The organism is Rhodovarius crocodyli, assembly GCF_004005855.1.
Classification (GTDB): Bacteria; Pseudomonadota; Alphaproteobacteria; order Acetobacterales; family Acetobacteraceae; genus Rhodovarius; species Rhodovarius crocodyli.
Genome location: NZ_SACL01000003.1, coordinates 21,787 through 45,353 on the forward strand (window position 1 = coordinate 21,787; position 23,567 = coordinate 45,353).

Sequence of the window (23,567 nt, forward strand, 5' to 3'; positions counted from 1 at the left end):
TGGGTGGCGGCCTGCTTCTCGCCGCCGCCCTCTTCACCTGGCTCGGCACCTGGCAGATCGAGCGCCGCGCCTGGAAGCACGCGCTGATCGACCAGGTGGAGTTCGGCCTGCGCACGGCGCCGGTGCAGGCCTTCGGGCCCGGCAACTGGGACCATGTGGACCGGCGCGACGCCTATCGCCGCCTGACCGTCACGGGCGAGTTCCTGCATGACCGCGAAACCCTGGTGCGCGCGACGACGGAGCTCGGCAGCGGCTATTGGGTCATCACGCCCCTGCGCACCCCCGCCTTCACCGTGCTGGTCAACCGCGGCTTCGTGGACCCCGCGCACCGCGACCCCGCCACGCGCCCCGCCCCCGGCGGCGCCACCGTCATCGGGCTGCTGCGCCTCAGCGAGCCCGGCGGCGGCTTCCTGCGCAGCAACAACCCGGCGGACAACCTGTGGTATTCGCGCGATGTGCCGGCCATCGCCGCGGCGCGCGGGCTGGGGCAGGTCGCGCCCTACTTCATTGATTCCGAGGCCCGCGATCAGGCAGGCTACCCCGTCGGGGGGCTGACCGTGATCCGCTTCGCAGATAACCATCTGGTCTATGCGCTGACCTGGTTCGGCATGGCGGTGCTGAGCCTGGTGGGCTTCGGGCTGGTGCTGCGGCGCGCCCCATGAACAGCCCCGCCAAATGAACAGCCCGGGTGAGGCGACCAGGCGCAACATGCGCGTGCTGATCCAGCTGCGCTGGATCGCGGTGGCCGGGCAGCTGGCGACGATCGCTGCCGTGCAATGGGCCATGGGCATTCCGCTGCCGCTGAACATGCTGCTGCCGGTGCCCGCCCTGCTGGTGGCGGTGAACCTGGCCAGCCTGCCGCTGCTGGACCGGCGCTCCGGCATCTCCAATACGGAACTGACCCTGGCACTGCTGCTGGATGTGGGCGCCCTGGCCTGGCAGCTGCATTACAGCGGCGGCGTCAGCAATCCCTTCGCCTCGTTGTTCCTGCTGCAGGTGGTCATCGGCGCGCTGCTGCTGGACCAGCGGTCCAGCTGGGTGGTGTTCGGCGCCTGCGCGGTGGCGGTGCTGACGCTCAGCCTGCATTCGCCCCCGCTGGCCCTGCCCGAGGAATACCGGCAGGACCCGCTGGGCCTCTACCTCAGCGGCAGCCTGGTCAGCCTGGCGCTGATCGCGGTGCTGCTGTTCCTGCTGGTCACGCGCATCAGCGGCAACCTGCGGGAACGCGACGCGGCGCTGGCCGCCAGCCGCCAGCATGCGGCCGAGGAAACCCACATCGTGCGGCTGGGCCTGCTGGCCTCCGGCGCCGCGCATGAGCTGGGCACGCCGCTGTCCTCGCTGTCGGTCATCCTGGGCGACTGGAAGCGCATGCCCCGCCTGGCCGGGGACCCGGAGCTGGTGGACGACATCGACGACATGCAGGCCGCCGTGCAGCGCTGCAAGGACATCGTCAGCAACGTCTTGATGTCCGCCGGTGAGGCCCGGGGCGCCGCCACCGCCGTGACCACCATGCGCGCCTTCCTGGAGGGAATGGTCGCCGACTGGCGCGGCGCCTGGCACGCCGAGGCGATCCAGTTCCGCGACGAGTTCGGGGAGGATGTGGCCATCGTCTCCGACACCGCGCTGAAGCAGGTGATCGGCAACCTGGTGGACAATGCCATCGAGGTCTCGCCCGATTGGGTGTGCATCACGGCGCGCCGGGTGGATGACAACCTTCTGCTGGAAGTGCGCGACAGGGGGCCGGGCTTTCCGGCCAATTCCCTCGCCTCTTTCGGCCAACCGTATAATTCGACAAAACAGCGGCGCAGCGGTGGGCTAGGCCTGTTTTTGCTGGTCAGCGTGCTGCGGAAACTGGGGGGGACGGCCGAAGCCGCCAATGCGCCGGAAGGGGGGGCGGTTGTCCGCATCACCCTGCCGGTCGCGGCACTGGCCTATTCGGATGACGAGTCATGACTGACGAACCCCGCCTTCTCCTCATCGTGGAGGACGATCCGGCCTTCTCCCGCACGCTGCGCCGCTCCTTCGAGCGACGCGGCCACCAGGTGCTGACCGCCAGCAGCCTGGAGACGCTGCAGGCGCTGATGGCCGAAGGGCACAAGCCCACCCATGCGGTGGTGGACCTGAAGCTGGACGGCAGCTCGGGGCTTGCTTGCGTTCAGCTGCTGAAGGCGGCGGATGCCAGGATGCGCATCGTGGTGCTGACCGGCTTCGCCAGCATCGCGACCGCCGTGGAGGCGATCAAGCTCGGCGCCTGGGACTATCTGGCCAAGCCATCCTCGACCGACGACATCGAGGCCGCCTTCGAGCGCGGGGCAGGGGATGCGCAGGTGCCCGTCGGCACCCGGCCGTCCTCGATCAAGACGCTGGAGTGGGAGCACATCCATCAGGTGCTGGTGGAGACGGAGTTCAATATCTCCGAGGCGGCGCGGCGGCTGGGGATGCACAGGCGGACGCTGGCCAGAAAACTGGAGAAAAGAAGATTGGTGTAATTGTTCTTTTTTGGAAAAAAGAACCAAAAAACTTTTGGTAGTCTGAGTGGCGCCTTAGTCGCCAGGCGCCACTCAGATTTATAAAGTCTTTTTGCTTCTGTTTCTTCAGAAAAAGAAGATGACTACTCCTTGTTTCCCAGCGCCGAGGGCGGCGGCGAGCGGGTGTCCGCCCCCGTCGGCTCGGCGGTTTCCATCACCTTCTCCTTCTCGCGGTGCTTCGGCCCGTCATGCCCCGGCCGGGACAGCACCATGGCCTGGGACGGCAGGGCGATGGCGATGCCCAGCTCCTCGAAGCGCAGCTTGATGCGGCGGTTGAACTCCCGCTGCACGCCCCAGCGGGCGGTGTCCTTGCACTTCATCTGGCCCAGCACGGTGAAGGTGGCGCCATCCACCTTGTCCACGCCCCACAGGGCGAAGTCGTCCAGGATGCCGGCCTTGAAGGCCTCGTCCTCACGCAGCTCGGCGCCGATTTCCTTCAGCACCGCGCCCACGCGGTCCGGGTCCTCGTCGAAGGCGACGGTGACGGCCACGGCGGCGTTGCCGATGCCCCGGTTGGTGTTGGTCAGCGTGGTGACGGAGCTGAACGGGATGACATGCACCGAGCCATCGCCCGCGCGCAGCCGGATGGTGCGGATCGAGAGATTTTCGACCGACCCCGACAGCCCGGCCACCGTCACCCAGTCACCCACCTGCATGGTGTTTTCCAGCAGCAGGAAGATACCGGTGATGACATCCTGCACCAGCTTCTGGGAACCGAAGCCGACCGCGACACCCAGGATGCCGGCGCCGGCCAGCAGGGGCGCGATGTTGACGCCCAGCTGCGCCAGGGCGGTGAAGCCCACGATGGCCACCACCACCACCATCAGCGTGGAGCGCAGCAGCGGCAGCAGGGTGCGCAGGCGCGCCACGCTTGTCACGTCGCCACGCGCGGTCATGCCCTGGATGGTGCGGTCGATCCAGCCATTCGCACCCTCCCAGATCAGCACCGCGAGGAAACCCGCGACCAGGATGACGATGACGGAGCTGGCCATGCGCTGGCCCAGCCCGCCGTCGCGGAAGGAGGCAGCGACATCCACCCCCCACACCTGCAGCACCGCCAGCGCCGCCACCACGCTGACCAGCGTGACGACCACCCGGCGCAGCACGGGCAGATAGGTGTTGGCCCGCCCCTCCAGGAAGGGCAGGCGGGCCGTGCGGTCCGCGCGGATCCGGAAGGCGCGGTCGATCGCGCCCAGCAGCAGCACCGTCAGCAGGCGTGCCACCACCAGCACCGCGATGGTGGCGCCGCCGAAGCGCAGCATCAGCGAATAGCCGTCGCGGATCTGCATGGCCCAGACGAACCACAGCGCGATCAGCGCCGCGATGGCCAGGATATGCCAGGTGCGCGCCACCCACTGGCGCATCAGGGCCACGCTGCCGGTGCGGCCTTCCTCGGGCTCGATCATGCAGGCCACGGTGCGGCGCACCTGCAGCACGACGATGATCAGCAGCACATGCGTCAGCAGCACGATCAGCTTGGCGGCGGAGGCATAGGCGGCCGCATACAGGCCCAGAATCCGCGCGATCTCCAGCACCGCGAAGCCATAGATGGCCGTGCCCGAGATGCGCGCCAGCCAGATCTCGGCATAGGCGGCGCTTTCGTCGGAGAGCCTGAACAGCCGCAGGGAGCGGCGCTCGGGCGCGAACAGCGCGGCGCCCACCGCCATGATGCCCTGCTGCAGGACATAGGCATTGACCGCCGCCAGGATCACCAGCGGCGCCACGCGCCCGCTGACCAGCGGCGTGGCCAGCAGCAGGTTGCCCACCGCGGCGAAGGCCAGCACGGGAACCAGGTTGGCCAGCAGGTGCAGGGCCATCCAGGGCGCGCGGTGGAACAGCCGCAGCTCGGTGCGGCTGGCCACGGCCTCGACGGCGGTTTCGCCGTCCTGCGCGCGCTTCACGCGGCGGCGCACGGCCTGGCGCTCCGCGCGCTGCTCCAGCATGGCCATGGGCTTGCGCAACGCGAACTGCACGGCCCGCCGGGCGGCCCAGGCCAGCACCAGCACGACCGCCAGGCGCCACGCCACATCCAGCACGGCGGATTGCGCGAAGGGATTGGCGGCGGTGTTCACGATCCAGCGCCACACCAGCGGCAGGGACGACACCGTGGCCCCCACCATCGCCAGGTTGCCGGACAGCGAGGAAAGCCAGCTGGAGGCCGCCGTGATGATGGCGGCCAGCAGGCTGTCGGAGGTGATGGCCACATTCTCCGTGCTTGCCGGGGCAGGCGCCTCGGGTGCCGGCGCGGCCGCCGCCCGTGATGCCGGCGCCACCTGGGCCACGGCGCGCAGGGCGTTGATCACCTCCTGCCGCCGCGCGTCATCCTGCAGGACCGCCAGCGCCTGCCGTGCCTGTTCGGGGGAAAGGCCCGCAGCCGCCGTCGGGGCCGTGCCCTGTGCCGATGCTGGTGATGGCGTGCCGAGAAGTGGGAGCGACAGGAACAGGCAGCACAGCATCAGGCAAAGGTATCGGCGTGCGGCGGCAAGCGGCATGCGGGGGTATTCCCTCTGTGGTGAACGATAGCGATTGCCCTTTCAGCGAAGGGGCAACATCCGGGACAGACATGCCCGGTAACCCGGCGGCAATGTCCGGGTCGTGATGAGGCGGGCCCGCGCCCGTCGGGTCTGGAACGCGCGACGACGCGATTGGTTTGCCGGTGAAAGTCGGATTTGGACCTTCGCGCCCCGCGCGCCATGCCCTACTGCCGCGCCATGACCTATGGCGCCCTTCTGGCCCTTCCCGGCGTGCCCGCCCTGCTCGGCGCCATGACGCTGTCGCGCCTGGCGGGGCGGATGTTCGCCCTGGCCCTCGTGCTGCACGCGCTGGACCGCTTCGGCTCACCGTCGGTGGCGGGTTGGCTGACCTTCGCGGCGGTGGCGCCCGGGCTGCTGGTCAGCCCCATCGCGGGCACCGTGCTGGACCGGCTGGGGGCCGCGGGCTCCGTCACCGTCGACCTCGCGGTCAGCGCCGTGCTGGTGACGGCCATCGTGGCCACGGGCTGGATGGGTCTGGACGGGCTGCCGCTGCTGGCGGGCCTCGCGTGCCTGTATTCGCTGACCACGCCGCTGGGGGCCGCCGGCGTGCGCACCATCCTGCCGCGCCTGGTGCCGGAGGCGGCGCTGGACCCCGCTAATGCCGCCGATACCGCGATCAACGCGGCGGTGGGCGTGGCGGGGCCGGTGCTGGCCGGGCTGTTGGCGGCGTGGCTGGGCACCGGGCCCGCGCTGCTGGTGGTGGCGGGGGTTTATGCGGCGGGCGCCATCTGCCTGCAGGCCGTGCCGCCCGTGCCGGGGCCCCCGCCGCTGGCCGGTTCCGTGCTGCGCCAGACGGCCGAGGGGCTGGCCACCGTGCTGCGCGAGCCCACGCTGCGGGGGCTGGCCATTTCCTACTCCCTGCACCGCGTCACCTGGGGCGTGCTGCTGGTGGTGGTGCCGGTCTATGCCGCCGCGCGTTTCGGGGCCGAGGATGCGGGCGCTGCCTCCGGCCTGCTGTTCGCCGCCATGGGCATCGCGGGCGGGGTGGGGGCGCTGGTCGCCGGCCGCTTTCGCACGCTCGGCCGGGAGCGTCAGGTACTGGCCGCCGGCATGCTGGTCTGCGCCCTGGGCGCCTGGCCGGTGGGGATGCTGGGCCTGCCGGGGCTGGCATTGGCGCTGGCACTGGTGGGGCTGGCCTCCGGCCCCATCGACGTCGCGCTGCTGACGCTGCGGCAACGCCGGACAGACCCGCGCCAGCTCGGCAGGGTGCTGTCCATTTCAATGAGCCTGAACCTGGCCGGCACGCCCATCGGCTCTGCCCTTGCGGGCATGCTGCTGACGGGGTCGATCGTGCCGGCGCTGGTGCTGGGGGCGCTGGGGTCCGCGCTGGGGGCGCTGGCGGTCAGGGGGATTCCGCGCGGGTGACGCCTGGCGGCGCCTGTCGTGCCGGCCGCCGGGTCTCGGACCAACTGGCCAGGAAGTTTTCCATATCCTCGTGGCTGGGTGCGAAAGGCGGCAATCCCTCCACCGCTGCACCGGTTGCAGAGTGAATGGCCTGCCAAACTTGGTGTGGTTCTGTCTCGGCTGCGGCTTTTTTGAGGATCTCGGCCAGAAGCTCCACTCTTCCTTCCACGCATTGCTCCAGCAGGCTGATGTCGGCGTGCGCGATGACGGCCAGACCAACCGTCACAGGTGCCGTCGGCGCCGCCGGATGGCTGGCCGCCAGCCGCAAGCGATTGAGAAAGCGCTTCATCTCCCGGGGAGAGGGGCGGGCCAGAAAAGCCGCTCTAGCCCAGTGCTGCAACGCAAGGGCAAAGAGCGGAGCATCGCTTTCCAGCATCAGCCGATTGCGGCGCAGCCATTGCAGCCACACCGCTGCAACGAGCAGCCCGGCCAATCCGGCCGTGATCAGCAGCCAGTCCCGTAGCGTGATGGCCTGGCCAAGCTCGTGATACTCGATGCCGGAGGCGGCCTGCCGCGGTGCTTCCTCTGTGGGCCGCGGGGGTGGGGGTGCCGGCTGCGGTGCCGGAGCGGGTGTGGCTGCCGGTGCCTGCACCGCCGCAACGGCGACAGCAGGCGCCGACGGCGGTGTCGGCCTCATCAGCCATGTCCCCGTCCAGAAGCACCCTGCCACAAAAACCGTGGCAACCATGGTCCAGACCGGCACCTTCCAGGCCTTGTCTGCCGGCTGCTCCGCTTCCTCTGCCGCGTTCTGCATCAGCCGCACGGCGGCCTCGGCGTCGAAGGATGGCACAGGAATCTCGATCTGGATCAGTTTGCGCAGGTAGTTCTCCGCATACTCCTCACGCATCAGCCTTTCGTCGGTCAGGCCGGGGCGTGCCATCTCCTTGGCCATGGTGGCATGGGCCTGGCCCATGGCGGCCAACACGTGCTCCCGCGCGATGGCCAGCACGATGAAGCAACGGGCCGAGCCAGTCAGGTAATTCAGCGTCTCCATTATCTCCGCCACCTGGTCGGGGCGGCAGCGGTCCAGGTCGTCTACCACAATGGTCAGGGTGCGTGGCCCGAGCGCATCGGCGGTTTCCTGCAAGGCCTCCGCGAAACGCGCGCGAAAGGACAGTTGCGCGCCGAGGTCACGGGTGCGCAGGCCATGGCTGGTGGAGGCCAGGAGCTTTCCGGGGTCCAGCCCGGCCGATTTCAACGTCGCCCCGAATTCCCCCAGGGCCTTCAGCAAACCTGTGACAATGAGCAGGCCCGGCAGGATGACGGGAAACACCTGCGGCCAGCTCCATGTCTGCCCGGTCCAGGCCTGGCGCAGGCTGGACAGGCTCTGCGCCCAGTCATTCCCAGCGATCATGCCGAGCCCCACGGCGACGGCGCCCAGGAAGAATGCTGTCCACAGCGGGTACCGCCGCATGCGGGCGGCCAAAAGCCGGAAACGGACTGCCAGCCCGTCCAGGCGCCATGCAGGCGGAATGGCCCGTTGCCGCACCGCCTGCAGCAGGGCGGCGAAGATGTTCTCCTCTTTCTGGTGGTGCCACGCATTGAACCAGATCGGCCGCAGGCCCCTGGCACGCAGGTCGTCGCACAGCCGGGCGCAGACGCTGCTTTTGCCGCTGCCCCAGGGCCCGGTGATGGCCAGGGTGAGGGGGGGCGCGGTGCGCACATGGCGCAGGAAGTAAGAAAGGCGTTGGGCCAGCAGGTCGGTGCCGGCCACATCGGCATCCTTGGCTTCTAACGGGCGGTCCGTCGCGAAGATCGCGGCGATATCCTCCGCCGCGCGGGGTTTCGCCGGTGGGAGCGGCAGGAACGCCGGCATGGCTACGATGAGGCCCAAGCCGATCAGAAGCCAGGTGATAGGTGGGAAATGGCGGCGGTGCTCGATGCGGTTCCAGGTAAGGCCGCTGTCAGTGCTGCGCAGGATGGTGCCGCCGGAGCCAGCGGCGAGGACGGTGCGTCCGTCGCTGCTCATCGCCATGCCGAATAGGAAGCTTCGCGTTCCTGAGGTGACGGGTTGCCAGGTGGCGCCGGCATCGGTGCTGCGCAGGATGGTGCCGCCGTCGCCAGCGGCGAGGACGGTGCGTCCGTCGCTGTCCATCGCCAGGGCGGACAGGGTGCTTTGCGTTCCTGAGGTGACGGGTTGCCAGGTGGCGCCGGCATCGGTGCTGCGCAGGATAGTGCCGCCGTAGCCAGCGGCGAGGACGGTGCGTCCGTCGCTGCCCATCGCGAGGGAATACAGGAAGTTTTGCGTTCCTGAGGTGACGGGTTGCCAGTTGGCGTCGGCATCGGTGCTGCGCAGGATGGTGCCGCCGGAGCCAGCGGCGAGGACGGTGCGTCCGTCGCTGCCCATCGCCAGGGAGGTCAGGTGGTTTTGCGTTCCTGAGGTGACGGGTTGCCAGTTGGCGCCGGCATCGGTGCTGCGCAGGATGGTGCCGCCGCCGCCAGCGGCGAGGACGGTGCGTCCGTCGCTGCTCATCGCCATGCCGAATAGGAAGCTTCGCGCTCCTGAGGTGACGGGTTGCCAGTTGGCGCCGGCATCGGTGCTGCGCAGGATGGTGCCGCCGGAGCCAGCGGCGAGGACGGTGCGTCCGTCGCTGCTCATCGCCAGGGCGGACAGATAGCTTTGCGTTCCTGAGGTGACGGGTTGCCAGTTGGCGCCGGCATCGGTGCTGCGCACGATGGTGCCGCCGCCGCCAGCGGCGAGGACGGTGCGTCCGTCGCTGCTCATCGCCAGGGCGCTAATACCGGCCATAGCTTGCGGCAAACGCCCAAAACCATGCGTTTCCGGTACCTCAAACCACCATGCCGGCTCCCCGAAACGCGCAGTACGGAACGGATCGGCGCGAAGCGGGAGATAGACCGCCAACAGGATTGCTACCGCCGACAGCAGCATGCCCCCCATCACCCAGGGCCAGCGCATCCGCCACCAGCGGCGCATTTGCATGCCCTGCCGGCGCCCTGCCGGCTGCGGCGGCTTCGTCATCTCACCTCGCTGTCTACTCAGCGAAGACTAAGTTGCCCCGCAATACAGGCAAGGGCAGATCGTGTTCCGGCCGCATGCAACAACTCAGCCGCGGGTGATCTCCTCCACCAGCGCCGCCACCCCCTCCTCCGTCGCGTCCCAGGCGAACATGAAGCGCGCCCCGCCCCCGATGAAGGTATAGAAGCGCCAGCCACGCGCCCGCAGCCGGTCCTGGGTTGCGGACGGCAGCCGCAGGAACACCGCATTGGCCTCGACCGGGAACATCAGCTCCACCCCCGGCGCGCCCGCCACCAGCGCGGCAAACCGCCGCGCCGCGTCATTCGCGTGGCGCCCATTGGCCAGCCAGCCGCCGCTTTCCAGCATCCGCACCCAGGGCGCGGCCAGGAACCGCATCTTGGACGCCAGCTGCCCTGCCTGCTTGCAGCGATAGTCGAAATCCTCCGCCAGATCCCGGCGGAAGAACAGGATGGCCTCGCCCACCGCCATGCCGTTCTTGGTGCCACCGAAACACAGCACGTCCACCCCTGCCTGCCAGCTCATCTCGGCCGGCGAGCAGCCCAGCGCCGCAACGGCGTTGGCAAACCGCGCGCCGTCCATGTGCAGCACCAGCCCCAGCTCCCGGCAGGTGGCCGAGATCGCGCGGATTTCCTCCAGGCTGTACAGCCGCCCCGTCTCGGTCGGCTGGCTGATGGTCACCACGCGGGGCTTCGGGAAATGGATGTCACGCCTGCCGGCCGCGAAGCCGCGGATCAGATCAGGCGTCAGCTTGCCGTCCGCGCTGGCCGCCACCAGCAGCTTGGACCCGTTGGAGAAGAACTCCGGCGCGCCGCACTCATCGGTTTCGACATGCGCGGCGTCCGAGCAGATGACGCTGTGATAGCTCTGGCACAGCGCCGCCAGCGCGAGCGAATTGGCCGCCGTGCCGTTGAAGGCGAAGAACACCTCGCAGCCCGTTCCGAACAGCGTGCGGAACGCGTCGGAGGCGCGCTGCGTCCAGACATCGTCGCCATAGGCGGGGTGGTGGCCCTGATTGGCCTCGGCCATGGCGGCCCAGGCCTCGGGGCAGATGCCGGCATAGTTGTCGCTGGCGAATTGCTGAACAGGTTCGGTCATCGGGGCACAGCCTTCCGTCTCAGGTTGCTGCTCCGAGGCGGTCTGACTTGCGGCGTGTCCCGTTGTTGCCGGTACGGCCACATCTCCCGGAGGGGTCCCCGGGACGCCACCTTGCCGGGAAAGGCAGGTTGGCGTTGAGCGTCAGCTCAACTCTGGATGCGGGGGTGTTCGTAGCGTGGAGCGGGGCGCGCGGCAACAGGGGCTTTGCCCCCGAACCCCCACCAAGGGGCGCTGCCCCTTGCATCCCCGCCAGGACCGTAGCGGCCCTGGACCCCGGGTACTCGGCACTGAACTCTGCAAGGTTATCCTATTGATAATTATAAAAAATGGCGCCCCGCCTGCGAAGGTAGGGCGCCAAACTCTCATCAGGTCCAGGAGATATTATCTCCTGGCGGGGTGCAGCGGCAGCGCCCCTGCGCGGGGGCAAGGCCCCCGGGCTTTCACCGGAACACCGGCACCGCGTCATCATCCGGTGCCTCGGGCAGCGGCACGTCGATGGTCACCGTGCTCGGGTCCACCTGCGGCCCGTGGTCGATGAAGTAGGTCACGCTTTCCGGCCACACGATCACGATGGCCACCAGCGCCAGCTGCAGGAACAGCCAGGGCACAGCGCCCCAATAGATGTCGCGCGTCAGCACCGTGCGCGGCGCGATGCCGCGCAGGTAGAACAGCGCGAAGCCGAAGGGCGGGTGCATGAAGCTGGTCTGCAGGTTGATGCACAGCAGCACGCCGAACCACACCAGGTCGATGCCCATGTTCGCCGCCACCGGGGCCAGCATGGGCACCACGATGAAGGCGATCTCGAAGAAGTCGAGGAAGAAGGCCAGGAAGAAGACGAAGATGTTGACGAAGATCAGGAAGCCCGTCTTGCCGCCCGGCAGGTGGCTCAGCAGGTGCTCGATCCAGTGGCTGCCGTCCACGCCCTGGAACACCAGGCTGAACACGGTCGCGCCGATCAGGATGAAGATGACCATGGAGGTGATGCGCATGGTGTTGCCCATCGCCTCACGCAGCAGCTTCCAGGAATAGGTGCCCTGGGCCACTGCCAGGAACACGGCGCCCACCGTGCCCATGGCGCCGGCTTCCGTCGGCGTCGCCAGGCCCAGGAAGATGGTGCCGAGCACGAGGAAGATCAGCACGATCGAGGGCACCATGCCCTTCAGCACGCGCCAGTACAGCGGCCAGCCGCGGGGCTGCAGGGCCTCCGGCGGCAGGGGCGGCACCTTGTGCGGCTGGAAGATCGACACGCCCAGGATGAACAGCATGAACAGGATGATCTGCAGGAAGCTGGGGCCGATGGCGCCGGCGTACATGTCGCCCACGCTCTTGCCCAGCTGGTCGCCTAGCACGATCAGCACCAGCGACGGCGGGATCACCTGCGTGATGGTGCCCGACGCCGCGATGACGCCCGTCGCGATCCGCATGTCATAGCCGTAGCGCATCATGATCGGCAGGCTGATCATGCCCATGGCGATGACCGAGGCCGCGACCGTGCCCGTGATCGCGCCCAGCACCGCGCCCACCAGGATGACGGCATAGGCCAGGCCGCCCGGCACCTTGCCGAACAGCTGGCCCGTGCCTTCCAGCAGGTCCTCCGCCAGGCCGCAGCGTTCCAGGATGGCGCCCATCAGCGTGAAGAAGGGAATGGCCAGCAGCAGGTCGTTCGACAGGATGCCGAACACGCGCAGCGGCAGGTTGCCCAGGAAGGCCTCGTTGAAGAAGCCCATCTCGATGGACAGGAAGCCGAAGAACAGGCCAACGGCGGAAAGGCTGAACGCTGCCGGAAAGCCCAGCAGCAGGAACAGCACCAGGCCGCCGAACATCAGCGGCGGCATCATGTCGAGGGTCATTGTTCGGGCTTCTTGTACTCGAGGAAGGCATCGGGGCCCATGTCAACGCCGCGCAGCACGGCGATGCGCTTGAACAGCTCGGCGAAGCCCTGCAGCACCAGCAGCGCGAAGCCCACCGGCAGCGCCAGCTTCACTGGCCAGCGCATCAGGCCGCCCGCATTCGGGCTGCCCTCGTTGCGGATGAAGCTGTCCATGAAGAAGGGCCAGGTCATCCAGGTCAGCAGGATCATCGCGGGCAGCATGAAAAAGACGAAGCCCAGGATGTCGATCCACAGCCGCGTCGTGTGGCTGACCGAGCCATAGAGCAGATCGACGCGCACATGCTCATTGCGCTTCAGCGTGTAGCTGGCGCCCAGCATGACCATGCCGGCGAAGAGGTACCACTGCACCTCCAGCCAGGCATTCGACGAGTAGGAGATGCCATAGCGGACGAAGGCATTGCCGGCGGAGATGGCGCAGGAGAGAAGCACCATCCAGTCCGCGATCCGGCCGAACTTGTCCGATATCCAGTCAACCGCGTGACTGTACGCCAGCAACGCCTTCATAGTTTTACCGCCTTGCCTGTTGTTCCTGGGCCTGCATCGCATAGACGAAGCTGTCGTAGCTGTTTTCCGCGACGCGGAACCACTGCAGCTGCGTCTCGCGATAGGCCTTGAAGTGTTCCCAAACCCGCTTGAAGTGCGCGTTGGTGTTGGAGGTCTCCTCATAGACCTCCATCGCCGCGCGATAGCACGCCTCCATCACCGGGCGGGGGAAGGGGCGCAGCTGCGCGCCGCCCGCCACCAGGCGGCGAAGCGCCTCGGGGTTCACGCGGTCGTACTTCGCCATGGTCTCGATGGTGGCGTCGCGGCAGGCGCTTTCCAGCACCTCGCGGTACAGCGGCGGCAGCTCTTCCATCTTGGCCTTGTTGACCAGCATGGCCAGGTTCAGCCCGCCTTCCCACCAGCCGGGGAAGTAGTAGTAGGGCGCCACGCGCTGGAAGCCGAGCTTCTCGTCGTCATAGGGGCCGACCCATTCGGCGGCGTCGATCGTGCCGCGCTCCAGCGCCGGGTAGATGTCGCCGCCCGCGATCTGCTGGGCCACGACGCCCAGCTTGGCGAGCACGTTGCCCGCGAAGCCGCCGATGCGGAACTTCAGGCCGCGCAGGTCTTCCACCGTGCGGATCTCGCGGCGGAACCAGCCGCCCATCTGCGCGCCGGTGTTGCCGGCCTGCAGGCTGACCACGTTGTAGGTATCGAAGAAGGGCTTCAGCACCTCGCGCCCGCCGCCGGCATTGAGCCAGGAGTTGAGCTGGCGGAAGTTCATGCCGAAGGGCACCGTGCCGTCGAAGGCGAAGGTCGGGTCCTTGCCCACGAAATAGTAGCTGGCGGTGTGGGTGCAATCGACCGTGCCGGCCTGCACCGCGTCCAGCGTCGCCAGGCCCGGCACGATTTCGCCGGCCTGGAAGACCTGGATGCGGAACTTGTTGTCGGTCAGGGCGGCCACGCGGCGGGCGACGTGTTCGCCGGCGCCGTAGATGGTGTCCAGCGCGCGCGGGAAGGAGGAGGCGCAGCGCCACCGGATCTCCGGCATCGCCTGAGCAAGGGCCGGCGCCGCCAGAACAGGCAGCACTGCCGCGGCCGCCCCGGAGGCGGCCAGCATTCTACGACGTTCCATTATATGTTCTTTCCCAGAAGGAGCGACGCGACAGCCCGCGCCGGAAGTCCCTGCCGCCGTTCATGCGCAAGATTTCGCCATTGTCCAGCCCTCTCGCGACATTTTCCGACGGCCCTTCACGACGCGGGCACGCCTGACGCATTGTGCATAGGTGGAGAAGAAGCCGAAACACATTCCTCGGGGCATGTATCGATGCTGTTGATTCTGGCCCTGATGCTGGGGGGCTGCTGCCTGCTGCTGCTGCCTGCCGCGTTCCGGCTGTGGGCCGTGCTGCGCGTGGCGGCGGCGTTGCTGATGGGCGGCTTCTGCGCCGTCGGCGTGCTGGCGCTGCTGGCGCCGGAGCCCGCGCCCCTGGCCCTGCCGCTGGGTCCGCCCTGGGCGGCGGCGCTGGTCGGGCTCGATGCCGTCTCCGCCTGGTTCCTCGCGCCGTTGGGCGCGCTCGGCTGCTTTTCCGCGCTGCTGCTGCGCCCCGCCACCCGGACGGAGCTGATGGCCTTTCCGGCGCTTCTGCTGGGCCTCGTGCTCAGCGCCGTCGCGATGGACGGCTACACGCTGGTGCTGGGTCTGCTGGTGGCGGCGGTGGCGGCCTGGGCCGCGCTGCCTGAACGCCGGGCCGCGCGCCTCATGCTGGGATTCGCGCTGACGGGCGGCCTGTGCCTGATGGCGGGCTTCGCGCTGATGTCGGCCGGTGCCGGTTCGCTCGGATTCGCGGCCCTGCGCGCCAGCCCGCCCGAGGGCTGGGTGGCCGGCGCCGTGCTGGTGCTGGCCCTGCTGGGGGCGGCGTCGCTGGGCGGCCTCGCGCCGCTGCATGGCTGGATGGCCGGCGCGCTGTCGGCGGCACCCGCCCAGGTGGCGCCGCTGCTGGGCGGCGCGCTGCCGGCGCTGGCCCTGCTGGCCGCGCTGCGCGTGGTGCTGGAGCTGACGGGCCCTGCCCAGCCTTCCTGGTGGGGTGTGGCGCCCCTGATGCTGGGCGGATTCGCGGTGCTGATCGGTGGCTTCCGCGCCCTGGTCGAGGACGGGCTGCGCGGCGTGCTGGCGGGCGCCGTCACGGCGGGGCTCGGCCTGTTCGCGCTGGGGCTCGGCCTCGCGCTGCTGTTCCGGGGTTCGGACATGGATGTGCCGGCGGCGCTTGCCTTGTCCGGCGCGCTGCTGGCCGGGGTGCATCTGATGCTGGGCGGCGGGCTGCTGGCCCTGGCATTGAGCGTGGTGCAGATGCAGGCGGGCCCGGTGGCGGGCGCGCGGCTGGATGCGCTGGGCGGGCTGTCCCACAACATGCCGCTGGCCGCCGGTGCGGCCCTGGTGGCGGGGCTGTCGGTGGCGGCGCTGCCGCCCTTCGCGGGTTTCGCCGCGCTGTGGCTGCTGCTGCAGGGGCTGCTGGCCGCCTGGCGCACCCAGCAGGCGCTGTATCAGTTCGCGGCCCTTGGCACGCTGACCATGCTGGGCCTGGGCATGGGGCTGCTGGCCATGGCCATGGTGCGGCTGTGGGGCATGGTGTTCCTGGGCCGCCCGCGTTCCCCCCGCGTGGCGGGCGCCGAGGACGCGCCGGGCCCGGCCCGTGCCGCGCTGCTGTTCCCCTCCCTCGCGTTGCTGGGGTTGGGCGGGCTGCCCTCGCTGGCCATGGCGCTGATGCAGGGCGCGGTCGAGCAATTGATGGGCGGGCCCGCGCCCGCCTCCATCCTGGGCCTGGCGGCCGGCGATGCCGGCGCGCGTTATCTCGTGCTGCCGATCCTGGCCGTGATGGCCGGGCTGATGGCGCTGCTGTGGTGGGTGGCGCGCCGCCGCGCGGCCCGCGGCGCCACGGCCGGCCCCGCCGAGGCCCCGCTGTGGCAGGGCGGCTTCCAGGCGCCGCCGCCGCACATGCCCTTCGGCGATCCGCAGTCCCAGGTCTCGGCCGAGGGCTTCGCCGCCCCGGTGCTGGCCGTGCTGGGCGGGCCGCTCGGCGGCTATCAGTCGCGCGTGGTCGCGGCCCCGCCGGGGTCGCTTGCGACGGCGCGGCATGAATCCCGCTGGCGCGACCCGTTCCTGAAGGGGCTCGGCCGGCTGACGTCGCTGCGGCACCAGGCCAGCCTGCTGGCCGAGCGCGGCCGCCTGCCCAGCCCGCGCGCGGCCCTGCGCGTGGGCTTCGCGGCGGTGGTCGTGCTGCTCGTCATCCTCGCGCTGGTGGAACGCCCATGATCCTCAGCATCACCGCGACCGTCCTGGCGCAATGGCTGCATGGGGCGCTGGTGCTGGCTCTGGCGCCGTTGCTGGCCGGGCTGCTGGCCATGATGGGGGCGCGGCTGCGCGGGCGGCGCATGCCTTCCGTGCTCGACCCCTGGCGCGAGATCTGGCGCCGCTGCCGCCAGCGCCCCGTGCTGGCGCAGACGGCGGGGCCCGTGACGCGCTGCGCCCCCTATGTGGCCACCGCCAGCACCTGGCTGGCGCTGATGCTGGTGCCGGGTTTCGCCCTGGGCATGGCGCTGGCACCGGTGGGGGATGTGCTGGTCATCCTGGGGCTGCTCGGCCTGTCGCGCGCCGCCGCGGCGCTGGCGGAAATGGACGCCGGCACCGCCGAGGGCGGGCTGCGCGCCTCCTCCCGCCTCTCGGTGGCGGCCTTTGCCGCGCCGGTGCTGCTGCTGGGCCTGCTGGTGCTGGTGATGCTGTCGGGCAGCAGCAACCTGGACACCATCGCGGCCTATGTGCGCGAAAACCCGCCGGGCCCGCATGTGCCCCTGGCGCTGACGGCCGCCGCCATGCTGGCCGTGGCGCTGGCCGGCGCGCTGGGCGTGGCCGATACCGACAGCGTGCCCGCCGAGGCCAGCGGCCGCCATCTGGCGCTGTGGCGGCTTGAGGCCGCGATGCGGCTGATGCTGTGGCTGTGCCTGCCCGCCGCGCTGTTCCTGCCCTGGGGCCTGGTGCCGGCCGACGAAGGGCCGCTGGCCTGGCTGCTGGGCATGGTGGCCTGGCTGGCCAAGCTGGTGCTGCTGGCCGGGCTTCTGGCCCTGCTGCGCGGGCGCGGCCTGCCGGCCCGGCGGCCGCAATTCCTGGGCGCCGCCCTGTTGCTGGCGGCACTCGCCGCCGCCCTCATGTTCGTATCCACGGGGCTTGCCTGATGACGTCCGGCTTCGACCACGCGCTGGTGGGCGCCCTGCTGCTGACCGGCTTCCTGATGCTGCCTTCCCGGCGGCCGGTTATCCTGCTGCGGCTGCTGGCGGTGCAGGGCGCCCTTCTGGCTCTGGCTGCCGCCTGGCAGGCCTGGGCGCAGGAAAGCCTGCCGCTGGCGGTGGTGGCGCTGGTGGTGCTGGGCAGCCAGGCGGCCGCCGTTCCCATCGCGCTCAGCCGCCTGGAATGGGGCCCGCCCGAGCCCGGCCTGCCCATCCTGCCCGCCATGCTGCTGGGCTGCGGGCTGGTGGCGCTGGCCATCCTGGTGGTGCTGCCGGTGGCCCCTGGCGTAACCGCCATGGCACGGCAGGACCTGGCGCTGATCCTGGCCTTCCTGCTGGTGGGGCTGCTGGGGCTGGCCTGGCGCCGCCCCGGGCTGGGGCAGGCCGCCAGCCTGATCGGCTGCGGCCACGCGCTGATGCTGGCCATCGTGTCCGCCCGGGGCATGCCCTTCGTGCTGGAGATCACGGTCGGGCTGATGCTGCTGCTGGCCACGGGGCTTATCGGGTTGCGGGCGCGCCTGCTGGGAGGGCTGGCATGATCGCGCTGGCCCTGGTCCTGCTGCCGGCGCTGGGGGCGCTGCTGGTCGCCGCCCTGCCGCGCGCGGCGGCCATTCTGCAACCCCTGCTGTGCGCCCTCTGGGCCGCGCTGTCCGTGCTGCTGGCGATGGCGGAGCCCGAGCCCGGCATCGTGGCCGCCGACGTGCTGAACCTGCCCTTCGTGCTGGCCGTCGCCTTCGGCGCGCTGCTGCTGTCCCTGATGCCGGTGCCCGCCGAGGACCGCCCCTGGCATGCCGGGGTGCAGGCCATGCTGGGCGGCGCCATGCTGTCCATGCTCGGCCAGAACATGACGCTGTCCTGGCTGGGGCTGGAGGTGGCGCTGCTGGGCGCCATGCTGCCCCTGGCGCTGGCCGCCCCGCGCGCGGGGTGGAAGCTGTTCCTGCTGGGCGGGGTGGGGCTGGGGCTGACGCTGTTCGGCCTGGTGGCCGTGCATGTGGCGGCGCCCGAGGCCCTGTTGCACTGGCCCGCCCTGCAGGCGCGCGGCATCGAGACGATGGACCCGATGCTGCTGGCGCTGGGCTTCGTGCTGGCGCTGGCGGGCTGCGGGGCGCTGCTGTCGCTGGCACCCTTCCATGCCTGGTGGCCCGACACGGCCGGCGAGGCGCCGAGCCGCATCGCCGCGCTGTTCCCGCTGCTGCTGGCGCCTTCGGCCCTGCACATGCTGCTGCGGATCAAGGCGCTGGCCGGGGGCAACATGTCCGCCTGGTCGCTGCTGGCGCTCGGCGTGGGCACCATGCTGCTCGCCTCGCTCAGCCTGTACCGCAAGCGCGATGCCGGGCGGATGCTGGGCCTGGCCTCCATGCTGCAGCTGGGTGCGGCGGCGGCGGGCTTCGGCCTGGGCGGGCCCGCCGGCAATCTGGCCGGGTTGCTGATCCTGCTGGGCCACGGGCTGGGGGCCGCCGCCGGCTGGGTGGCGCTGGGCGCCGCCATGCGCCTGAAGGACAGCCGGCGCCTGGGCGGCATCTCCGGCCTGATGGCCGGCAGCCCGGGCCTCGGCTGGGCGCTGATGCTGGCGCTGCTGGCGCTGGCCTGCCTGCCGCCTTTCCTGCCCTTTGCCGGGGCCTTCCTGCTGCTGACCAGCGCGGGGCGCCAGGCGCCCTGGCTGATGCCGCCGCTGCTGCTGGCGCTGCTGCTGGGCGCCGCCGCCCTGGCGCGCGCCGCCCAGCGCCTGTGCATGGGCCCCGCCACCGCCGATGCCGAGGCCCCGCCGGGCTGGCGCGTGCTGGCCCCGGCCTGGGCTGCGCTGGCCCTGGCGCTGCTGGGCGCGCTGGCCATGCCCGGCCCCTTCGCCGCCCTGCTTGCCGCCGCGGCGGAGGCCGCACGATGATCACTGGCGGAGGCCGCCCGATGACCGCCACCGAATGGCTCACCGCCCCGCAATGGGAGGCCCTGGCCGCCGATGCGGAACTGCCCCTGCTGGCCCTGTGGGGGGAGCCCGGCATCGTCCGCGCCGCCTTCCAGGACGGCGACGCCCTGCGCCTGGTGGCGCTGCTGGCGGAGGACGGGCAGTACCCCAGCCTTTCCCGCGCGCGGCCCTCGGCAGCCTTGTTCGAGCGCGCGGCGCATGATCTGTGGGCGCTGGAGCCCGTCGGCACGCCGGATGGCCGCCCCTGGCTCGACCACGGCAACTGGCCGGTGCTGAACCCGCTCTCGGGCCGGCCGGTGCGGCACGCCACCCCGCCCTCCCTGCCGGAATTCCTTCCCGCCGAGGGCGAGGCCCTGCATCGCCTGCCCATGGGCCCGATCCTGCCGGGCATCGGGGAGCCGGGCTACCTGCATCTCTCGGTCGCGGGCGAGACCATCGTGCGGCTGGAGGCCCGGCTGGGCTATGCGCACAAGGGCACGCTGGGGCTGATGCCCGGCAAGTCGCCCCGCGCCGCCGCGCGCTTTCCGGCGCGCATGCAGGCCGAGGCGACGGTGGCCCATTCCCTCGCCTTCGCCCTGGCCGCAGAGCGCGCGACCGGTGCCGAGGTGCCGCCCCGCGCCATCGCCCTGCGTGCCGTGATGGCCGAGATCGAGCGTATCGCGGTGCATCTGCGCGTCTGGCAGCAGGTGCTGGAACTGGCCGGGCCCTCGCCGCTGGCCGACCAGGCGGGCCTCGCCCGCGAAACCCTGCTGGCGGCCAGCCAGATCGCCTTCGGCCACCGGCTTCTGATGGACCGCGTGATGCCCGGCGGCGTCGCGCTGGACCTGGAGGAGCGCGGCCTGTCCATCCTGCGCGACGCGCTGCTGCTGCTGGCGCAGGACCTGCCGCGCCTGGGCCGCGCCACCCTGCGCCACGGCCCGCTGATGGAGGCGCTGGCGGGGCTGGGCACCATTCGCCACGACCAGGCGCGCGCCTATGCCACCGGCGGCCCCACCGCGCGTGCCAGCGCGGTGATGACCGATGCGCGGATGCTGGGCGACACGCCCTATGTCGAGCTCGACCTCGAGATCCCGCTGCAGGCCGATGGCGATGCCGCCGCCCGGCTGGAGCAGCGCATCGCCGAAACCGTGGAAAGCCGGCGCCTGCTGGCCACCATGCTGGATGCCCTGCCCGATGGCCCCGTCTCGGTTTCCCTGCCGCAGCGCGCCGGAGAGGGCGCGGCGCTGGTCGAGGCCGCGCACGGCCCCTGCCTTGCCTGGCTCGCGCTGGATGATGGCGGGCTGATCCGCGCGGCCATGGCCCGCGATCCGGGCTGGGGCCTGTGGCCCCTGCTGGAGGCCGCCGCCCCCGGCACCACCACCGAACGCCTGCCGCTGCTGATGGCGGGGCTGGGCCTGACCATGAGCGGGATGGACCTATGAAGCTGCCGCGCATCCTGGCCCGCCCGATCGCCGCGGCGCCCCCGCATCCCTCGGTGCAGCTCGTCTCGGACCTCGCGGCGCGGCTGGAGGCCAGCGCGCGCCGGCGCCTGGGCCGGGGGCTGGCCCTGCGCCACATCGGCACCGGCGGCTGCGACGGCTGCGCGCTGGAACTTATCGCGGCCCGCAGCCTGGTGCATGAGCTGGACAGCCTGGGCCTGCGCTTCGTGGACAGCCCGCGCCACGCCGACGCCCTGCTGGTCAGCGGCCCCGTGACCCGCAACATGCGCGAGGCCCTGGAACAGGCCCGCGCCGCGATGCCGGAACCGGGCTTCGTCGTGGCACTCGGCGACTGCGCCATGGATGGCGGCGTGTTCAAGGGCAGCTACGCCGTCGAGGGCGGGGTGGAGGCCGTGATGCCGCCCGACCTGCGCATCCCCGGCTGCCCGCCCAACCCGCGCCAGGTGCTGGAGGGGCTGCTGGCCTTGATGGAGGCCCAGGCATGAAAAGACGTTTCGGGTAAACATCTTGTGTATCCCGCAATTGCGGGATGGCCATCATTCCACGGGCCTGAGCAAATAAATCCTTGAGCAAGCCGTATTTTCACTGCCTGTTCACTGGAGCTTGCAATTGGTCACGCCCATGGACAGCGAAAACGATCCGGCGCGGAACAGTACAGGGCGTGCCGTGCGGCGGGCGTTGCTCCTGGCATTGCGGGCGGGCCTGCGCGCCCAGCCCGAGCGGCTGGAGGATCTGGCCGAGGAATTGCGGGCAAGCCTGGCTGAATCACCCTCCCCCGACGGGGTGGATGTGGTCGAGGACGCGGCCCACCGCGCCATCGTCGCCGCCGAGCTTGAGGCCGCGCTGCGCCAGCTGCGCAGCGAGTTCGGCCACTGACCCTCAGGCCCCCCTTCAGGCCCCCCCTCAGGCCCCTCACTCAGGCAATGAAACGCCCCGGCAGCACCAGCCGCGCCAGCAGCCCGCCCAGCTTCTGGCCCCGTTCCAGCACCAGCGCGCCGTTATAGAGCGAGGCCAGGTCCGACACGATCGCGAGGCCGAGGCCGCTGCCGGGCGCGGTTTCGTCCAGCCGCACGCCGCGCACCAGCGCCGCCGCGTCCTGGCCTTCCGCCAGGCCGGGGCCGTCATCCTCCACCTCGATCAGGATATGGCCGGGGCCGCCGCCGCGCACGCGGCATTCGACCCGGCTCTTCGACCATTTGCAGGCGTTTTCCATCAGGTTGCCCAGCATCTCGGTCAGGTCCTGCGGGTCGGCCCGGGTGCGGGCGGTGTCCTTGCCCAGCACCAGCACCTCCACCCCCTTGGACGCGAACAGCCGCCGCAGGGCGGAGGCCAGGGTATGCGCGGCCGCGGTGGGGGAGGCCTCGGCCCCCGCCGCACCCGCCAGGGCGCCGGCGCGGGCGCGCCGCAGATGATGCTGCACCAGCCGTTCCAGCGTGGCCGCCTGGGCGCGCGCGACCGATGTCTCGCCCCGTTCCAGCGCGTTGCGCAGCACGGCGATGGGTGTCTTCAGCGCATGGGCCAGATTGCCCACATGGGTGCGCGCGCGTTCCAACGTGGCCCGGTTCTGCTCGATCAGCGCCTCGATCTCATGCACCAGCGGCGCGACCTCACGCGGGGCGGTCAGGTCCACATGCTCGCGCAGGCCCTCGCGCACCTCGGCGATTTCCTGCTGGGCGCGGCGCAGCGGCGACAGCGCCCACACCACCAGGATGCCCACCGCCGCCACCACCCCGGTGCCCAGCCCCATGAAGGCCAGCACGAGGCCGCGCTGCAGGCGCTGGATCTCTTGGTCGGTCGGCAGGCGCGTCACGGCCACCTGCACCGTGACCCGCACGGCGGGCATGCGCCGGGTTTCCAGCTGGATGTGCCGCTCGACCAGGCGCAGCGGCTCGTCGCGCGGGCCGATGATGTCCTCGTTGCGCGGCTCCGCATCCTGGCGGGGTGCCGGCAGCCGCTGGTCCCACAGGGAACGCGAGGTGGTGACGAGCCCGCTGTCGGTCGTCATCTGCCAGTAGTGGCCGGACAGGGGGCGGTCGAATTCCGGCTCGCTGACCGCGCGCGCCAGATAGGGGCCGCGCGCCGGGTCCAGCGAGGCCGCCGCCACGATGGCATCCAGCAGCGAGACCATGCGCGCGTCGGCCTCTGCCTCGATGCGGGATTCGGTCATGCGCACGACGAACCAGCCCGTCACGCCCAGGCCGATGGCCACCCACAACCCCACCAGCAGCGCCAGGCGCCGCGTCAGGCTGCCGCGCACGCGGATGACCGCGCGCGGCCCCAGCCTGCCGTCGGAGGATGTTTCCGGGGCAGGCAGGGGCGCGTTCATGCGGCCGGCACCATCCGATAGCCCTGGCCGCGGATGGTATCGATCAGCCCATCCCCCAGCTTGCGCCGCAGCCGGGCGGCGATGACTTCCAGCGTGTTGGAATCACGGTCGAAATCCTGGGCGTAGAGGTGCTCCGTCAGCTCCGTCTTGGAAACGGGCCGGCCGGAGTTCAGCGCCAGATAGGCCAGCATGCCGTATTCGAGCGCCGTCAGCCGCACCGGCATGCCGGCGCGCGTGACCGTGCGGGCGGCGGTGTCGATGCGGACCTCGCCGAAGGCCAGCTCCGGCTTGGCCACGCCCGAGGCGCGGCGGATCAGCGCGTTCAGCCGCGCGATCAGCTCCGCCATCACGAAGGGCTTGGCCAGATAGTCGTCGGCGCCGGCGTTCAGCCCTTCCACCTTCTCGGTCCAGCTGTCACGCGCGGTCAGCAGCAGCACGGGCATGCGCTTGTCGTCCGCGCGCCAGCGCCGCAGCACCGACAGCCCGTCCATGCGCGGCAGGCCGATATCCAGCACCACCGCGTCATAGGGCTCGGTCAGGCCCAGATGCAGCCCTTCCTCCCCATCGGCGGCATGGTCCACGGCGAAACCGGCCTCCGTCAGGGCGGAGCGGAGCTGGGCGGCCAGGTCTGCAGTATCTTCGACGACGAGAAGGCGCATGGTGACTTTCT

The 23,567-nt window shown here is 70.7% G+C and carries 19 protein-coding genes and 1 riboswitch; of the genes, 11 read left to right on the top strand and 8 right to left on the bottom strand.

Going from position 1 to position 23,567, the window contains the following annotated elements:
• Window positions 1-11 precede the first annotated feature (11 nt).
• Genes EOD42_RS09275 through EOD42_RS09285 form a run of 3 tightly spaced genes read left to right on the top strand, consistent with a single transcriptional unit; the run spans window position 12 to window position 2,489 of the window.
• Window positions 12-662: an SURF1 family protein gene (locus tag EOD42_RS09275; RefSeq protein WP_276318145.1), complete on the top strand. Its 651-nt coding sequence runs from the start codon at window positions 12-14 to the stop codon at window positions 660-662.
• 13 nt (window positions 663-675) lie between these two features.
• On the top strand, window positions 676-1,953 hold the full coding sequence (locus EOD42_RS09280; protein WP_127787253.1) for an ATP-binding protein: 1,278 nt from the start codon (window positions 676-678) through the stop codon (window positions 1,951-1,953).
• Window positions 1,950-2,489 carry a response regulator transcription factor gene (locus EOD42_RS09285; RefSeq protein ID WP_127787254.1) on the top strand — a complete coding sequence of 180 codons (540 nt, stop codon included), beginning with the start codon at window positions 1,950-1,952 and terminating at the stop codon, window positions 2,487-2,489. Before EOD42_RS09280 ends, EOD42_RS09285 begins: the two co-directional genes overlap by 4 nt.
• Before the next feature lie 122 nt (window positions 2,490-2,611).
• Here EOD42_RS09285 and EOD42_RS09290 read toward each other — a convergent pair whose 3' ends face one another.
• The gene (locus tag EOD42_RS09290; RefSeq protein WP_127787255.1) at window positions 2,612-5,020 is read right to left on the bottom strand and encodes a mechanosensitive ion channel domain-containing protein; all 2,409 of its coding nucleotides are present in this window, start codon (window positions 5,018-5,020) and stop codon (window positions 2,612-2,614) included.
• A 177-nt stretch (window positions 5,021-5,197) separates the two neighbouring features.
• Here EOD42_RS09290 and EOD42_RS09295 point away from each other — a divergent pair, with 177 nt between their 5' ends.
• Window positions 5,198-6,427, top strand: coding sequence for an MFS transporter (locus EOD42_RS09295; protein ID WP_127787256.1), 1,230 nt, complete (start codon window positions 5,198-5,200; stop codon window positions 6,425-6,427).
• Here EOD42_RS09295 and EOD42_RS09300 read toward each other — a convergent pair.
• From EOD42_RS09300 to EOD42_RS09320, 5 genes are all read right to left on the bottom strand, one after another.
• On the bottom strand, window positions 6,405-9,356 hold the full coding sequence (locus EOD42_RS09300) for a P-loop NTPase fold protein (protein ID WP_164867850.1): 2,952 nt from the start codon (window positions 9,354-9,356) through the stop codon (window positions 6,405-6,407). The genes EOD42_RS09295 and EOD42_RS09300 overlap by 23 nt on opposite strands.
• Window positions 9,357-9,530: 174 nt before the next feature.
• Window positions 9,531-10,559 carry a threonine aldolase family protein gene (locus EOD42_RS09305; protein WP_127787258.1) on the bottom strand — a complete coding sequence of 343 codons (1,029 nt, stop codon included), beginning with the start codon at window positions 10,557-10,559 and terminating at the stop codon, window positions 9,531-9,533.
• 51 nt (window positions 10,560-10,610) lie between these two features.
• Window positions 10,611-10,724, bottom strand: a riboswitch (SAM-I-IV-variant riboswitch).
• A 275-nt stretch (window positions 10,725-10,999) separates the two neighbouring features.
• Entirely contained in the window at window positions 11,000-12,409 is a 1,410-nt protein-coding gene (locus tag EOD42_RS09310; protein WP_127787259.1) for a TRAP transporter large permease, read from the bottom strand.
• A complete protein-coding gene (locus EOD42_RS09315; protein ID WP_127787260.1) occupies window positions 12,406-12,954 on the bottom strand; it encodes a TRAP transporter small permease subunit in 549 nt (182 codons plus the stop codon). Before EOD42_RS09315 ends, EOD42_RS09310 begins: the two co-directional genes overlap by 4 nt.
• Window positions 12,955-12,958: 4 nt before the next feature.
• On the bottom strand, window positions 12,959-14,065 hold the full coding sequence (locus EOD42_RS09320) for a TRAP transporter substrate-binding protein (RefSeq protein ID WP_127787261.1): 1,107 nt from the start codon (window positions 14,063-14,065) through the stop codon (window positions 12,959-12,961).
• A gap of 192 nt (window positions 14,066-14,257) precedes the next feature.
• Here EOD42_RS09320 and EOD42_RS09325 point away from each other — a divergent pair, with 192 nt between their 5' ends.
• The 7 genes from EOD42_RS09325 (at window position 14,258) to EOD42_RS09355 (ending at window position 21,447) form a co-directional block, all read left to right on the top strand.
• A complete protein-coding gene (locus tag EOD42_RS09325; protein WP_164867851.1) occupies window positions 14,258-16,240 on the top strand; it encodes a proton-conducting transporter transmembrane domain-containing protein in 1,983 nt (660 codons plus the stop codon).
• Window positions 16,237-17,157 carry an NADH-quinone oxidoreductase subunit H gene (locus EOD42_RS09330; protein WP_127787263.1) on the top strand — a complete coding sequence of 307 codons (921 nt, stop codon included), beginning with the start codon at window positions 16,237-16,239 and terminating at the stop codon, window positions 17,155-17,157. Before EOD42_RS09325 ends, EOD42_RS09330 begins: the two co-directional genes overlap by 4 nt.
• Window positions 17,157-17,747 carry a hypothetical protein gene (locus EOD42_RS09335; RefSeq protein WP_127787264.1) on the top strand — a complete coding sequence of 197 codons (591 nt, stop codon included), beginning with the start codon at window positions 17,157-17,159 and terminating at the stop codon, window positions 17,745-17,747. The genes EOD42_RS09330 and EOD42_RS09335 overlap by 1 nt, the downstream gene beginning before the upstream one ends.
• Window positions 17,744-19,093 (top strand): proton-conducting transporter transmembrane domain-containing protein, encoded by a 1,350-nt coding sequence (locus EOD42_RS09340; protein ID WP_127787265.1) that lies wholly within the window; start codon window positions 17,744-17,746, stop codon window positions 19,091-19,093. Before EOD42_RS09335 ends, EOD42_RS09340 begins: the two co-directional genes overlap by 4 nt.
• 20 nt (window positions 19,094-19,113) lie before the next feature.
• A complete protein-coding gene (locus EOD42_RS09345) occupies window positions 19,114-20,553 on the top strand; it encodes a hydrogenase large subunit (RefSeq protein WP_164867852.1) in 1,440 nt (479 codons plus the stop codon).
• A complete protein-coding gene (locus EOD42_RS09350; protein WP_127787267.1) occupies window positions 20,550-21,056 on the top strand; it encodes an NADH-quinone oxidoreductase subunit B family protein in 507 nt (168 codons plus the stop codon). Before EOD42_RS09345 ends, EOD42_RS09350 begins: the two co-directional genes overlap by 4 nt.
• Before the next feature lie 136 nt (window positions 21,057-21,192).
• Window positions 21,193-21,447 (top strand): hypothetical protein, encoded by a 255-nt coding sequence (locus EOD42_RS09355; RefSeq protein WP_164867853.1) that lies wholly within the window; start codon window positions 21,193-21,195, stop codon window positions 21,445-21,447.
• Window positions 21,448-21,487: 40 nt separating this feature from the next.
• Here EOD42_RS09355 and EOD42_RS09360 read toward each other — a convergent pair whose 3' ends face one another.
• A complete protein-coding gene (locus EOD42_RS09360) occupies window positions 21,488-22,897 on the bottom strand; it encodes an ATP-binding protein (RefSeq protein ID WP_127787269.1) in 1,410 nt (469 codons plus the stop codon).
• The gene (locus tag EOD42_RS09365) at window positions 22,894-23,556 is read right to left on the bottom strand and encodes a response regulator transcription factor (RefSeq protein ID WP_127787270.1); all 663 of its coding nucleotides are present in this window, start codon (window positions 23,554-23,556) and stop codon (window positions 22,894-22,896) included. The genes EOD42_RS09360 and EOD42_RS09365 overlap by 4 nt, the downstream gene beginning before the upstream one ends.
• Between the last annotated feature and the right edge of the window lie 11 nt (window positions 23,557-23,567).